The sequence below is a fragment of the Embleya sp. NBC_00888 genome (assembly GCF_045207655.1).
Lineage (GTDB): Bacteria > Actinomycetota > Actinomycetes > Streptomycetales > Streptomycetaceae > Embleya.
Window position 1 is genome coordinate 2,923,563 of record NZ_CP108784.1, and the last position, 13,885, is coordinate 2,937,447.

The window sequence follows — 13,885 nt, forward strand, 5'->3', positions numbered from 1 at the left end:
GTGCACGTCCACTGAATGCCGCGTGACGCCCATTTGTCCAGAGGAGGCGCTCCGCGAGTGTGCGGCCTTGCTCCGGACGGGCGTGCCCTTGCTCCGTATGGGCAGGCGCGCCGTGCCCGCGGACGTGCGCGCTGCTTCCTGCGGACGTGCGCGCCTTGCCCGTGGGCGCGCGCCGCTGCCCGCGGACATGCGCTGCTTGTCCGCGGACATGCGCTGCTTGTCCGCGAACATGCGAAAGGGCCCGGCGACACCACCCCAGGCGGCCGGGCCCTTCGTTCGGGGGTGCCTACAGGTCCAGGCCCGTGAGCACCATGACGCGCTCGTACGTGAAGTCGGTCATCGCGTACGTGACGCCCTCGCGGCCGACACCGGAGTTCTTGGCACCGCCGTAGGGCATCTGGTCGGCGCGGTAGGACGGGGCGTCGCCGATGATCACGCCGCCCACCTCCAGCTCGCGCTGGGCCCGGAAGGCGGTCTGGATGTCATGCGTGAACACGCCCGCCTGGAGGCCGAACTCGGAGTCGTTGACCGCGGCGAACGCGGCGTCGGTGTCGTCCACCCGGGTCAGCGTGAGCACCGGGCCGAAGACCTCCTCGCACGCGATGGTGACGCCGGCCGGGACCTCGCTGAGCACCGTCGGCGCGTAGGAGGCACCGTCGCGGGTACCGCCGGTGAGCACCTTGGCGCCCGCCTGCACGGCCTCGTCCACCCACGCCTGGACCCGCTCGGCGGCGGCGACGCTGACCAGCGGGCCGACGTCGACCGTGTCGTCCTCGGGGTCGCCGGTGACCTGCGCGGCCACCTTCGCCACGATCTTCTCCACCAGGCGGTCGTGGACACTCGCGTCGGCGATCACCCGCTGCACCGAGATGCAGGACTGGCCGCCCTGGTAGTTGGAGAAGGTCGCGATCCGCTGCGCGGCCCACTCCAGGTCGGCCTCGGAGGACCAGTCGGCGAGCACGACGGCGGCGGCGTTGCCGCCCAGCTCCAGGGTGACGTGCTTGCGCGGCACCGAGTCCATGATGCTCCAGCCCACCGGGCCCGAGCCGGTGAACGAGATGACCGGCAACCGCTCGTCCTTGACCAGCGCCGGCATCCGGTCGTTGGGCACCGGCAGCACGCTCCAGGCGCCCGCCGGCAGGTCGGTCTCGGCCAGGATCTCGCCGAGTACCAGCGCGGACAGCGGGGTGGCCGGGGCCGGCTTGAGGATGATCGGCGCGCCCACCGCGATCGCCGGGGCGACCTTGTGCGCGACCAGGTTCAGCGGGAAGTTGAACGGCGCGATGCCCAGCACCACGCCCTTGGGGATCCGGCGGACCAGCGCGTAGCGGCCGGTGCCGCCCGCGTCGGTGTCCAGCCGCATGCCCTCGCCGTTGAACCGGCGGGCCTCCTCGGCGGCCCAGCGGAAGACCGACACCGCGCGGCCGACCTCGCCGCGCGCCCACTTGATCGGCTTGCCGTTCTCGGCGGTGATCAGCCGGGCGATCTCCTCGGTGCGCTCGCCGAGCCGCTTGGCGACGTGGTCCAGGGCCGCGGCCCGGCGGAACGCGGGCAGCGCGGCGAACTCGTGCGCGACCGCGTGCGCGGCGGCGACAGCCTCCTCGATCTGCGCGTCGGTGGGCTCGGAGACCCGGCCGACGATCCGGCCGTCGTACGAGTTCGTGACGTCGAAGGCCGTCTCGCCGGTGGCCTGTCGGCCCGCCAGCCAGAACGCGTGGGTGGTGGTCACTGCTGCTCCTTCTCCGTCAACGGGCGCCGATGATCCCGGTGACTCAACGGTAGGCCGATCGCCCGCCCGCGTATTTGTCCATGCCGGCCAATTGCGCTCCGCCGGCACTACGACTTGTCGTCGCGAACCTCGCTCGGATCACGCAGCGCGAACCACAGCTCGGCGCGGGTGTCCGGATCGTCCAGGGTACGGCCGAGGATCTCCTCGGCCCGGCGGATGCGATAGCGCAGCGTGTGCCGGTGCACCCCCAGGTCGCCGGCCGCGGCGTCCCACTGCCCGTGTCGGGCCAGCCACGCGCGCAGCGAGCCGATCAGGTCGCCCCGGCCGCCCACGTCGTGCGCGCGCAGCGGCGCGAGCAGTTGTTCGGCCCACGCGTGCACCGCGGCCCCGTCCAGCAGCGGCAGCAGCCCGCCCGCGTCCCGGCCGTGCACGGTCAGCGTCCGCTCCGAGCGCAGGCCCACCGCGTGCGCGCCGAGCGCCTGCCGGTAGCCGTCGGCCGCGGCGGCCGGCTCGACCGGACCGGACACGCCCGCGATCAGCCCCGGCAGGTCGCTCGGCTCGACCGGCTCGACCGCTTCCGGCAGCACCAGTACGGTCGCGCCGCCCAAGTCCCCGGTGAGCGCGGGTGTGCCGGCCCGGACCGCCCGCGCGCACAGACGCTCGGCGAACGCCGCCACGACCGGCTCGGGTCCGGTGGCCACCACGACCCGCCACGGCCCGGGCGGCAGGTCGGTCGCGATGTCGTGGGCCAACTCGGCCGGCGTCGCCCGTTCTCCGGTGAGCAACATCCGCAGCAGCGCGGTGCGCATCCGGGCGCCCGCGTCGGCGCTGACCCGGGACTGCTCCAGGGCCAACGTGAGCAGCGAGGCCGCGGTGCCCAGGGTCTGCCGGTCGGCGGTGCGCGGCGGGCGGGCGGTGCCCACCGCCAGGAAGCCGCTGATCCGCCGCTCGGCGCCCAGCGACTGGACCACCACCCGCTCCTCGCCCTCGACACCCGGCAACGACGCGGAGGACGGCGCGGGCATCCCGCGCAGCTTCTCGATGTCGGCGCGCAGCGCGTCGGTGCGCGTGCGGGCCGCGGTCGGCGCGACCTGACGCAGCGTGCCGTCCGCGTCGTAGAGCGCGGCCCAGCCGTCCAGCCGGGCCGCGAGCCGGCGGATCAGCGTCGCGGCGCCCTCGCGCCCGGCGGCCGCCCGGGTCAGTTCCTGCTGGACCGCGAAGCCGGTGGTGACGGTCTCGTACTGCTCGGCGGCCAACGCCGACGAGACCACCTTGCTGATCGCGATGAACGGGGTCGGGCGCGGCACCTCGAACACCGGGAAGCCGTGCGCCTCGGCGGCCTCGACGATCACCGCGGGCACCCGGTCCAGGGACAGCCCCACCCCGATGCCGAGTCCGGCCACCTCGGCGGCGGCGAGCCGCTCGACGTAGGCGCGGCGCTCGGCGTTGCTGCGGCCGAGCTTCATCCCCGTGGTGAGCAGCAGTTCGCCGCCCTCCAGATAGGGCGTGGGATCGGCGAGTTCGCTCGTGTGCACCCACCGCACCTCGCGCTCGAGCCCGCCCTTGCCCGCGAGCACCCGCAGGTCGAGGGCGGGTGCGCGGACCAGGGACGCGAGGGTGGGCGGCATGTCGGCGTTGTCCAGACTGGAGTGGGAGAGGCCTCCAGTGTGACTCAGCGGCCGAGATCGATCAGCACGGGAGGGGTTCGCTCGCCCTTTCGGGTGGTCAGGCTGACGATCGCGTGCCGCGTGGGCAGGTCGCCGGCGATCTCGGACGGGGACCAGCGGTAGCGCTCGACGGTACGGGTGGTCACCCGCTCGGACCGGCCGCTGGCCTTCTCGCCGAACAGCGTGCCCAGTACCGAGTAGCGGATCCGCTTGGCCAGGCCGCCTTCGGGCGTGCCCATGGTGATCGACTTCTCCTGCTCCTTGGTCATCCCCCAGTGCTCGGCGAACAGTTCGGCGTCGGTGCGGGACGCGCCCGGTACCACCGCCTTGCAGCCGGCCGCGGCGAACACGGTGTGCCGCAGCGCGGGCGCGAGGTCGTCGAGCGAGCGGACCGACAGGACCAGACCGGCCCGGCGGTTGCGGGCCCATTGCAGGCCCTTCGCCGCGTACTCGTCCACCAGCCGCCCGGCGTCGTCGGCGACCAGGCACGCGAACACCTTGCGCGGCCCGCGCTCGCGCCGGGGCGTGGCCATCGCCTGGACGAACTGGGACAACACCAGTCGGCCGATCAGCCGGGCCGCCTCGGGGTGCGCGGCCTCGTTCAGCGCGATCCGCACCCGCAGCGGCCGGTCGATGTCGCCGGCCGCGAACCGCTCCCGGTCGGGCCGGAACAACTCGGCGACACCGGGCCGTTCCAGCACCGCCAGACGCTGCACCAGCATCCGCGCGTCGTCGTCGCTGCGGGCCATCGCGCGCAGCGCCCGTTCGTGCTCGGCATAGCGGTCGGCGGCCCGCAGCGCGCGCTCCAGCGCGGCGAGCGCGGCCTCGGCGCCGTCCAGCAGGTCGAGCAGCGTGCCGACCTCGGGATAGCGGCCGTGCCCGGCCACGTACGCGCCGAGCACCTGACGCAGCGCGTTGCTCGCGCCCTCGGCGAGCCCGATCGCGTTCGGCGGCAGCGCGGCGGCGGCGAGCCGGTCGGCGGCGTCCTCGGGCGAGGCCGCGCCGCCGTACAGGTCCAGACCCGAGGGCGAGTCCGGGTCGCCGACGATCACCTCGCGGTCGTAGCCGCCGGGGCGTTCGAACTCGTCGCCCTTGGCGTCGATCACCACCAGTGACGCGGTGCCGGTCAGCGCGCGCAGGCTCATCGTCTCCACGACCGGCTCCAGCAGCCGACCCGGCTCGCCGGCTCGGGCCGCGCCGACCACGAGCATCGAGGCGCCGAGCACGTCCAGGTCCAGCGCGAACGCGGTGTCCCGGTACAGCGCCGGGTTCCGCGTGTGGTCGGTGCCCATGCCGACCCGTACCTGTCCGGCCAGCAGGTCGTGTTCGGCCCGCCTGGGGCGCACGTCGCGCTGCCCGGAGCCGTGCCGACAGGCCGCGGCGCCGTGGTCGTGGATCTCGTCGGCCACGTCGGCGAGGTATTCGGGGTCGAGCTCGCCGGCCCCGATCACCCGGCGCAGGCGCAGGTAGTCCACGTCCCGCAGCCGACCCGCCGCCACCTCGTGGTCGAGCACATCGGCCGCCTCGTGTTGTCCCGCGTCGCGCAGCTCCGGCCACAACTCGGCGTCGGCGACCGGCGCTTCCTCGTCCGGGTGCGCGGCGTGCGTGGCGGGCGTGCGCGCGTACGGCCCGACCACCACGTTCCAGCGCCCGAGCACCGCGGCCGCGTACAGGAAGCCGCCGTTGTAGAGGAGTCGCACCAGCCACTGCCCGTCGTGCAGCAGCCCGCGCGGGAAGATCAGCAACAACAGCGCGACGAACGGCCGCATCAGCACGATCCACGCGACGAAGCCCAGGACCAGGAACAACGCGGCGCGGCGCCACTGTTCGGGGCGCGGGCGCCCGTTCAGTTCGGCGCGCCGGTCCAGCCGCTGCCACCACGGGCGCAGGAACGGCCGGGCGATCTCGTGCCAGCGGCCCAGATAGCCGAAGAGCACGAAGACCAGGACGTAGAGCAGGTTGTTGAACAGCAGCGGCCACAGGAAGGTGGGGATGATCTTCCGGACCAGCCAGACGTAGGCCATGATCACCCAGTTCAGGCTGAGCACCGCGATCACCAGCCACAACACCGCGCGCCGCACCAACGCCGCCTCCGGCCGGGTGCGCGCCTCGCGCTCGGCCGCCCGCAGCTTGATCTCCCGCTCGTCCCGGCCGTATCCGTACACGCCCGGGGCCTCTCGGTGGCGCGGACCGCGCAGCCACCCGCGCAGGTCGAAGCCGTCGGGATCCACGTCGCGATCCGCCGCCGCCGGCGCGGGCACCCGCGCCCCGGCGGACCGCGCCCGGCGGGTCGGCGGTGTGCTCCGGCGTGCCGGGTCGACCTCGAAGGCCGCGGCCTCGAAGACCTCCGCCTCGGCAGCCGGCGACGCCGGGGAATCCGGCCGTTCCACGTCCACGTCCAGCCCTCCCGGAGCCACGTCCTGAACCGGAACTCAATCTAGGCGCCACACCCGCTGTCGTGATGATCATTCCGGCGCGAGTCCGCGATGCGTTCCGAAGTTGTTCTGCCCGATCGGCATTTGTCCATCCCGGACACAAGCAACCGGGTGATTAACCGATGCGGCGCATGCGACGAACGCGGCCCGGCGCCTAGCCTGCCGATAGGACCGCGGTGCCACCGCGAACCCCCCGCCTCGACCCACAGGAGACCAGCATGGGCGCTTCGCAGCCCGGCGGGCCCTCGCTCCCGCAGGAGCGCCGGCTCGTCACCGCCATCCCCGGCCCGAAGTCGACCGAGCTGATGACGCGCCGCGACCAGGCCGTGGCGCGCGGCGTCAGCACCACCCTGCCGGTCTTCGTGACCCAGGCGGGCGGCGGCGTGGTCGTCGACGTGGACGGCAACTCCCTGATCGACTTCGGCTCCGGCATCGCGGTCACCAGCGTCGGCAACTCGGCCGAGGGTGTGGTGCGTCGCGCGTCCGAGCAGCTCCAGCGCTTCACCCACACGTGCTTCATGGTGACCCCGTACGAGTCGTACGTCGCCGTGGCCGAGCAGCTCAACGAGCTGACCCCGGGCGACCACGACAAGCGCACCGCGTTGTTCAACTCGGGCGCCGAGGCGGTGGAGAACGCGGTCAAGATCGCGCGTGCCCACACCAAGCGCCCCGCAGTGGTCGTGTTCGACCACGGCTACCACGGGCGCACCAACCTGACCATGGCGCTGACCGCGAAGAACATGCCGTACAAGGAGTCGTTCGGCCCGTTCGCCCCCGAGGTCTACCGGGTCCCGGTCGCCTACCCCTACCGCTGGCTGACCGGCGCGGAGAACTGCGCCGAGGAGGCCGCCGCGCAGGCGATCGACGTGATCACCAAGCAGATCGGCGCGCACAACGTCGCCGCCGTGGTGATCGAGCCCATCCTGGGCGAGGGTGGCTTCATCGAGCCCGCCAAGGGCTTCCTGCCCAGGATCGTCGAGTTCTGCGAGGCGAACGGCATCGTGTTCGTGGCGGACGAGATCCAGACCGGCTTCTGTCGTACCGGCCAGTGGTTCGCGTGCGACGACGAGGGCATCGTGCCGGACCTGATCACCACCGCCAAGGGCATCGCCGGCGGCCTCCCACTGGCCGCCGTGACCGGGCGCGCCGAGATCATGGATTCCGCCCACGCGGGTGGTCTCGGTGGCACGTATGGCGGTAACCCGGTCGCCTGCGCCGCGGCGCTCGGCGCGATCGAGACGATGCGCGGGCTCGACCTCAACGGCGCGGCCCGCCGGATCGGCGAGATCATGCTCGGCCGACTGGGCACGATGAGCGATAAGTTCGCCGAGATCGGCGAGGTCCGCGGTCGCGGCGCGATGATCGCGATCGAACTGGTCAAGCCCGGCTCCAAGGAGCCGAACGCCGAACTGGCAGGCGCGGTCGCCAAGGCGTGCCACGCGCAGGGCCTGCTGGTGCTGACCGCCGGCACCTACGGCAACGTGCTGCGCTTCCTGCCGCCGCTGGTGATGCCCGAGCACCTGCTCGTCGAGGGCCTGGACGTGCTGGAGGAGGCGTTCGCCGCCTCGGTCTGAGCCGCCCACGACACGACGAACCCCCGCCCACCGGAACAATCCGGTGGGCGGGGGTTCGTGATGTTCGGCGTCCCGTTCGGCGCCTGCCTCGGCGTCCGGTTTCGGTGCTCGCCTCGGCGTGTTGTCGGGCGCGTTGTTCGAGTGCGCCGTCGAGCGCGGCCACTTCGGCCGGAAATCGACGTTCGAAAGCGGTGCGGGCCGATCAGAGCCGCGGTCGGCGCGGCGCCGGGGCGATCCGCTCGACCATGCTCAAGCCCGGGACGGTGTCCCACCCGCACAGGGCGAGCACGCGCAACATCTGCCGGCTCGCGCCGACCAGGACCATGTGACCACCGCGCCGGGACAGCGCCCCGGCCTGGTCGACGAACACCCGCAGGCCCGCGACGTCGATGAAGGCGAGCTTGCTGACGTCCACCCGGACGTCACCGCCGTCACGGGCCGCGGCGGCCAGGACACGGCGCACCACGTCCACGTTCGCGAGGTCGATCTCGCCTTCGAGTCGGAGGCCGCGCGGCCGCGTCGTGCGCACGACGCGAAGCTGGCGGTCGCTGGTCAGAACCACGCCCATCGCACCCGCGCCCCGACCCGGTCGGGGTTCCACCGAGGAATCGAACACGGCACCGCCCGCCTTGACGCCCTTGGATACCACCGGGGCCTCGGCCCGGCGGACGCGCCCGCTCCCCGCAGGGGCCGGGATGCACGGCACGCGGTATGTCGAGTAATCGGACTCTTCAACCACCTGACCAACCCTACCTTTGCGTGCTGACAGCAGAGGGGCGATCGACGACATTGCGTCAATGCCACGTCACTCGTGCCACCGTCGATTTGCCCTGCTTACAGATGTTCTCCGCGTACTTGGACTCTTCGGGGCGGCCGGCCTCACGCGACACGCGCTGTGACGCCGCTCACACCCTTCATTGCTCCAACGTACAGCGTGTATGTCTCGCCTTCCAGACCGTGGAGAACGTGTGCAGGCTTTGTGAGGAGGCCGCGCGTCGGGAACCTGCCGACCTGTTCTCCGCGTATCTTCGAGTGAGATGCACAGACCTTCCACCGACGCCGGCCCTGAGCAAGCCGGCGGCCGCCCCGGGACAACGCCCCCCGTTCCGGGGCGGTGGTCTGTTCACTCACAGTACACGCGCGGCCTCGTAGCGCCGCTGATTCCCGCCATCGTGCTCGTCGTGCTCACCATCCAGGTGGTGGCCGAAAGCGGTCCCTCGATCACGCTCGATCACACCGTGCGCGACGCGATGCGCGAGCTGGCGGGCGCGCGGGGCGCGGCCTGGCTGGACGGCCCGATGCACCTGTTCGCCGATCTCGGCGGACCGCTGCCGGCCGGGATCGCGCTCGCCTGCGCGGCGCTGTTCGCGACCTGGCGGGCGCGCGGCGGGTACCCGCTCGCGATCGCGGTCGGCGCGGTGCTCGTGGTGATGGTCGCGGTGATCGGCGGCAAGGACCTGATCGGTCGGCCCGGGCCCGGCGAATCGCCGGTGCCCGCCGACGCATGGGGTTTCTTCCCGTCCGGCCATACCGCGACCTCGACGGTCTGCTTCGGGATCGCCGCGCTGCTGCTCGGGCGTGTCGGCTCGGCGCGGGCGGGCCGGTACTGGACCTGGGCCGCGGTGCTCCTGTGCGCCGCGATCGGCTTCGCGCTGCTGTGGTGCGACTACCACTGGCTCGCCGACGTGCTGGCCTCGTGGGCGCTGTGCGCGATCGTGCTGTGGACGGCGGCCCGGGTGGCCGACGCCGCCGGGCTCAGACCTCGGCCGCCCGCCGGGCCGCCGTCGCCATCGCCTCGTGGAAGCCCGCCATCGTCCGCTCGATGATCGCGGCCACCGTCTCCACCTCGTGCACCAGGCCGACCGACTGACCCGCGGAGGCGAGCGACGCCTCCATGTCGCCGCCGAAGTACAACCGTTGGATCGCGTCGAGCGAACTGCGCGCCGGCCCGCCGGAGGCGGCGAGCGCGCGGGAGAAGTCGGTGCCCAGCACCCGCATGGTCGGGCTGCCCGAGCGGTTGACCACCACCGTCCCGGTCTCGTCCGCGGCCAGCACGGCCTGCTTGTAGTGGGTGTGCACCGGACTCTCGGCCGAGGCCAGGAACCGGGTGCCCATCTGTACCGCCTCGGCGCCCAGCGCGAACGCCGCCGCCATGCCGCGCCCGTCCACGATGCCGCCGGCCGCGACCAGCGGCAGGTCGGTGATCTCCCGGATGCCCTGGAGCAACACGAGCAGCGACACCTCGGCCGGGTTCTTGAAGCCGCCGCCCTCGGCGCCCTCCACCACCAGCCCGTCCACGCCGGCGTCGACCGCCTTGCGCGCGGCCCGGATCGAGGGCACCACGTGATAGACGGTCAGGTCGTGCTCGCGCAGCAGCTCGACGAAGGTCGCCGGGTTGCCCGCCGACGTGGTCACGAACCGCACGCCCGCGTCGGCCACGTGCCGCACGAGCCGGTCGTCGCGCAGGAACATCAGCGGCAGGTTGACCCCGAACGGCAGCCCCGAGGCGACCATCGTGTCGATCTCCCGGCGGCAGGCGTCGACCTCGCCGGAGGAGGTCTCCACCATCCCGAGCCCGCCCGCCGCGGACACCGCGGCGGCCAGTGGGGAGCGGGCTATCCAACCCATCGGCGCCTGGATCACGGGGTGCCGGGCGCCGGTGTGCGCGAGTACGCGGTTGACCATGGCCGGAGGCTATCTCGACAGGTGAACGGTGAGAAAACTTTTCCCGCAGCGCAATCTGCGGATTACGCGCCATCAGATGCCAGCTTGAAGCATTATTCGATGAAATCTGGGCGTACAACCTACGGAATCAGTTGCTAACGGGATCTTGACGGGTGATCAAACGGGCGTTTGTATTACGCCGCACCGTTCGGAAGGTACGAACGGCTCACCATCCGTCCCGGAGGCGATATCCGCACCCCGCTGTCCCGCAGAGGTAGCGCACATGGCTGTTGAAACAACCCCACCGCCGTCCGGGACCCTGACTCCAGTCACCCTCGACGCCGGTGGTGCCCCCGCCCCGCTCAAGCGCTCCATCGGAGTCGTCGGCGGCACACTGCTCACCCTCTCCTGTCTGACCCCCGCGTCCTCGCTCTTCGTGATCGTTCCGGGGATGTTCGCGGACCTGGGGTCCGGAACCGCGTTGGCCCTGGTCGTGGCCGCCGTGCTGTGCGTCGGCGTCGCGTTCTGTTACTCCGAGTTGGGCACCCTGATCCCCAGCTCCGGCGGCGAGTACGCCATGGTCGGCACCCTGATGGGCCGCTTCATGGGCTGGCTGGTCTTCATCATCGCCACCGTCGTGGTGATGATCGTGCCGCCGATCATCGCGCTGGGCACCGCCGATTATCTGACCTCGATCGCGACGATCGACACGATGTGGGCCGGCGCCGCGGTGATGATCCTGGCCACCGTCATGGGTCTGCTCGACCTGCGCGCCAACGCGTGGGTGACCGGCGTGTTCCTGGCCTTGGAAGTGGTCGCCGCGGCGATCGTGGCCTTCCTCGGCTTCACCAACGTGCACCAGTCCACCTCGACGCTGATCAAGCCCGAGGTCGTCGTGGACGCCGCGAACAACACCACGGACCCGCTGAAGATGGGCCTGCTGATCGCGGGCATGGCCGGCGCGCTGTTCGCCCTCCAGGGCTTCTCCACCGCGGTCTACCTGGCCGAGGAGATGGAGAACCCGCGCCGCACGGTCTCCCGCACGGTGTTGTGGACCCTGGGTCTGGGCGGCGTGATCCTGATCGTGCCGACCATCGCGATCTCGCTGGGCGCACCCGACCAGGCGACACTGGCGGGCGGCGACATCCTCGGCCTGGTCGAGGGCTGGTCCAACCACGGCATGGCCACCTTCATCGGCCTGTGCATCGCGCTGGCGATCATCAACGCGGGCGTGGTCATGGTGATCCAGAACTCGCGGGTGGTCTACGCCTCGGCCCGCGACCGGGCCTGGCCCGAGCCGATCAACCGGGCCTTCGGCAAGGTGAACCGGTTCGGTTCGCCGTGGGTCTCCACGCTCGTGGTCGGCGTGCCCGGAGCGCTCCTGTGCTTCGTGAACCTGGACATCCTCGGCGAGGTCACCGGCGTCGCGGTCGCCGCGCTCTACCTGGTGGTGGCGCTCGCCGTGCTGGTCGCCCGCAAGGGCGCGCACAAGACCACACAGGCCTGGCGGATGCCGCTGTGGCCCGCGATCCCGGTGCTGCTGATCGCGTCGATGATCTACGTGCTGACCGAACAGCCCACCCGTGCGCTGCTGATCACCGGCGGGGTGCTCGTCCTGGCCGCGCTGTACTGGGTGCTCTACCTGCGTCCGCGCCAGGAGACCCGCTGGAACATCAAGCTGATGGCCGACGACTCCTGACCGTCGCCGGCCCGCGGCAACCGCCGTACGCCGTACCCGCCCGAGGGCGGTGCCTCCTCCTGTGGGCACCGCCCTCGGGCGCGTCCGGACCCCGTTTCGGTCCGCCGCCCGGCTCAGTCCGCCAACAGCGCCGACCGCAACCGGTCCAGCCGGTCCGCGTCCAGGCCCAGGCCCCGCTCCAGGTAGGCGTCGAAGCCGCCCCAGTGGGTGTCCATCACCTCCAGCGCGCCGCGCAGATACTCCTCGCGTACCTCCAGGAACGGCTGGAAGAGTTCGAGCAGGCCGGGCCGCATCGCGAGCTTGTCGCTGTTCGGCTCGTAGCGGTTGCCCGGTTCGTTGCTGACCAGGTAGTTCGCCACCGCGTCGTCGGCGGAGACCCCGACGATCCGCTGCACCAGCGCCGCCGCTATGCCCGCCCGGTCCTTCCCCGCCGAACAGTGCACCACCACCGGCAGACCGTCGGCGTCGATCATCGCGCGCAACATCTCCGCGTGCTTGTCGACCCGGTTCACCACCTGGTCGCGGTAGTCCGCCGCGATCGACTTCTCCGCGCGCCCGTTGCCGAGCCGCTCGCGCAACACGCTCAGGTCCGCGTTGCGCAGATCGCTCCAGAAGTCCGAGTGCCGGGCCGGGTCGGACATCGGCAGGTTGAGCCATCGCGCGCCGGCCGGCAGCACGTCGGCGCCGTCCAGCTCGATGTCGGCCGGGCTGCGCAGGTCCACCACGAGCCGGATGCCCAGCTCTGCGATCACCGCTCGGTCCGCGTCGGTGGGCTTGGCCAGGTGGCCGCTGCGGAAGTAGCGGCCGGCGCGCACCCGCCTGCCGTCGGCGGTGGGCAGTCCGCCGATGTCGCGGAAGTTGCGGACCCCTTCGAGGGCGAGTCCGGCGTCCGCCTGATGTTGTGTCACGTGTCTCCTCGTGCTGCTCGGGCTCGGGCTCGTACTGCCTCGGCGCGGGTCGCGGGGACCCGGCCGAACGAATGCGGCGGGCTCAGGCGCCGCGGACCGGACGGGGCTCGCCGAACCGCTCCAGGAACCCCTCGTCGGTCATCTCGCGCATCTCCTCGATGGTCACCACGCCCAGCATGAGATCGGTGAGAAAGCGCGGTGCGGGCTTGGCCCGCATCGCGTCCGTGATCGGACCTGGCGCGGTGTGCGCCCGGGACTCGACCCGCCCGTCGGGGTGCAGCGTGAACGTCCGGTAGCCGGGGCCGTCGAAGTGCTTGCCGGCGTAGTCGATGCTGTACGTCGTCGAGGGCGCCACGAACACCGGGACACCGGCGAACTCGCCCTCCAGACTGCCGTGCAGGTGGCCGCCGGAGATCGCCCGGATGTGCCCGAAGTCGCCGAGCAGCGCGTCGAGTCGGCCGGAGGGGTCCAGGTGCGGGGAGATCTCCGCGAGTGGCGGCTGGTGCACGAACAGCAGGACGTGTTCGGCGTCCGACCCGGCCAGGATCTCCCGGATCCGGGCCGCCTCGGGCGCGCTGAGCTCGGGCCCGTCGGCCCGGGTCATCCGGTCGTCGAGATCGCGGTACACGCCGTCGCCCACGTGTTCGCGGCCGAGCGCGTTGGTGTCCACCATGAGCAGCAGCCATTTCCCGATCCGCACCGCGGGTTCCAGGTGCACACCGGTACGCGGCAGGCCCGCGGTGTAGGCGTCGTGGCTGTCGTGGTTGCCCGGCAGGCAGTACACCGGCACCGGGAGCTCTTGGAGCACGTCCCCGAGCCGCCGGTAGGCGCCCGGTTCGCCGGTGTCCGCCAGGTCGCCGGACGCGACCAGCACGTCGGCGGTGGAGAGCGCGTCGGCGGCGTGCGCGAGGGCCGCCGCCAATCCGGCGTCCGGGTCGTGCTGCACGAACCCGTGCGTGCCCGGAGCGTCCCGGTAGTGCACGTCGGAGATCTGGATCAAGCGGACGGCCGGATCGCCGTCCGGTCTGTCGTCGATGGGCATGCGCCGTTCCCCTGTCGCGTTCGTCGCGGCCGCCGATTGATCATCTGACGACCCGTCACGCATGCTGCCAGGGAAGGCGTACGGAAGAAATGGGCAAGCCGGCCCGGCGCGCGGGAACGACGAAGCCCGCCCGACCACGTCATTGGGGTCGGGCGGGCTGCGCGCGA

General features: G+C 72.1%; 10 protein-coding genes. 3 read left to right on the forward strand and 7 right to left on the reverse strand.

The genetic code is table 11. The features are described from left to right. Positions 1-286: 286 nt before the first annotated feature. From OG948_RS11715 to OG948_RS11725, 3 genes are all read right to left on the reverse strand, one after another. Entirely contained in the window at positions 287-1,729 is a 1,443-nt protein-coding gene (locus OG948_RS11715; RefSeq protein WP_406296019.1) for an aldehyde dehydrogenase family protein, read from the reverse strand. A gap of 107 nt (positions 1,730-1,836) precedes the next feature. Beyond that, the gene (locus tag OG948_RS11720) at positions 1,837-3,357 is read right to left on the reverse strand and encodes a PucR family transcriptional regulator (protein ID WP_406296021.1); all 1,521 of its coding nucleotides are present in this window, start codon (positions 3,355-3,357) and stop codon (positions 1,837-1,839) included. 44 nt (positions 3,358-3,401) lie between these two features. Further along, on the reverse strand, positions 3,402-5,813 hold the full coding sequence (locus tag OG948_RS11725; protein WP_406296023.1) for a hypothetical protein: 2,412 nt from the start codon (positions 5,811-5,813) through the stop codon (positions 3,402-3,404). A 236-nt stretch (positions 5,814-6,049) separates the two neighbouring features. Between OG948_RS11725 and gabT the strand changes: the two genes are divergently transcribed. Then, the gene (gabT, locus tag OG948_RS11730; protein ID WP_406296024.1) at positions 6,050-7,405 is read left to right on the forward strand and encodes a 4-aminobutyrate--2-oxoglutarate transaminase; all 1,356 of its coding nucleotides are present in this window, start codon (positions 6,050-6,052) and stop codon (positions 7,403-7,405) included. Between the two features lie 202 nt (positions 7,406-7,607). On the opposite strand, the gene OG948_RS11735 is transcribed toward gabT, so the two are convergent. Beyond that, the gene (locus OG948_RS11735) at positions 7,608-7,934 is read right to left on the reverse strand and encodes an anti-sigma factor antagonist (protein WP_406296026.1); all 327 of its coding nucleotides are present in this window, start codon (positions 7,932-7,934) and stop codon (positions 7,608-7,610) included. 652 nt (positions 7,935-8,586) lie between these two features. Here OG948_RS11735 and OG948_RS11740 point away from each other — a divergent pair. Beyond that, positions 8,587-9,231, forward strand: coding sequence for a phosphatase PAP2 family protein (locus tag OG948_RS11740; protein WP_406296028.1), 645 nt, complete (start codon positions 8,587-8,589; stop codon positions 9,229-9,231). On the opposite strand, the gene OG948_RS11745 is transcribed toward OG948_RS11740, so the two are convergent. Continuing rightward, positions 9,161-10,090 (reverse strand): NAD(P)H-dependent flavin oxidoreductase, encoded by a 930-nt coding sequence (locus tag OG948_RS11745; protein WP_406296029.1) that lies wholly within the window; start codon positions 10,088-10,090, stop codon positions 9,161-9,163. The genes OG948_RS11740 and OG948_RS11745 overlap by 71 nt on opposite strands. Before the next feature lie 262 nt (positions 10,091-10,352). On the opposite strand from OG948_RS11745, the gene OG948_RS11750 reads away from it, so the two are divergent. Next, complete coding sequence (locus OG948_RS11750; RefSeq protein WP_406296031.1) at positions 10,353-11,768, forward strand: APC family permease; 1,416 nt, start codon at positions 10,353-10,355, stop codon at positions 11,766-11,768. A gap of 113 nt (positions 11,769-11,881) precedes the next feature. Here the strand turns inward: OG948_RS11750 and OG948_RS11755 are convergent, their stop codons facing one another. Both OG948_RS11755 and OG948_RS11760 read right to left on the reverse strand, forming a co-directional pair. Next, entirely contained in the window at positions 11,882-12,676 is a 795-nt protein-coding gene (locus OG948_RS11755) for a tyrosine-protein phosphatase (protein WP_406296033.1), read from the reverse strand. An 82-nt stretch (positions 12,677-12,758) separates the two neighbouring features. Continuing rightward, a complete protein-coding gene (locus OG948_RS11760; RefSeq protein WP_406296035.1) occupies positions 12,759-13,718 on the reverse strand; it encodes a metallophosphoesterase in 960 nt (319 codons plus the stop codon). Between the last annotated feature and the right edge of the window lie 167 nt (positions 13,719-13,885).

Bases quoted from the DNA above. Each gene is read 5' to 3' on its own strand.
- OG948_RS11760 (WP_406296035.1), bottom strand. From the start codon at position 13,718: ATGCCCATCGACGACAGACCGGACGGCGATCCGGCCGTCCGCTTGATC.
- OG948_RS11720 (WP_406296021.1), bottom strand. From the start codon at position 3,357: ATGCCGCCCACCCTCGCGTCCCTGGTCCGCGCACCCGCCCTCGACCTG.
- OG948_RS11750 (WP_406296031.1), top strand. From the start codon at position 10,353: ATGGCTGTTGAAACAACCCCACCGCCGTCCGGGACCCTGACTCCAGTC.
- gabT (WP_406296024.1), top strand. From the start codon at position 6,050: ATGGGCGCTTCGCAGCCCGGCGGGCCCTCGCTCCCGCAGGAGCGCCGG.
- OG948_RS11745 (WP_406296029.1), bottom strand. From the start codon at position 10,090: ATGGTCAACCGCGTACTCGCGCACACCGGCGCCCGGCACCCCGTGATC.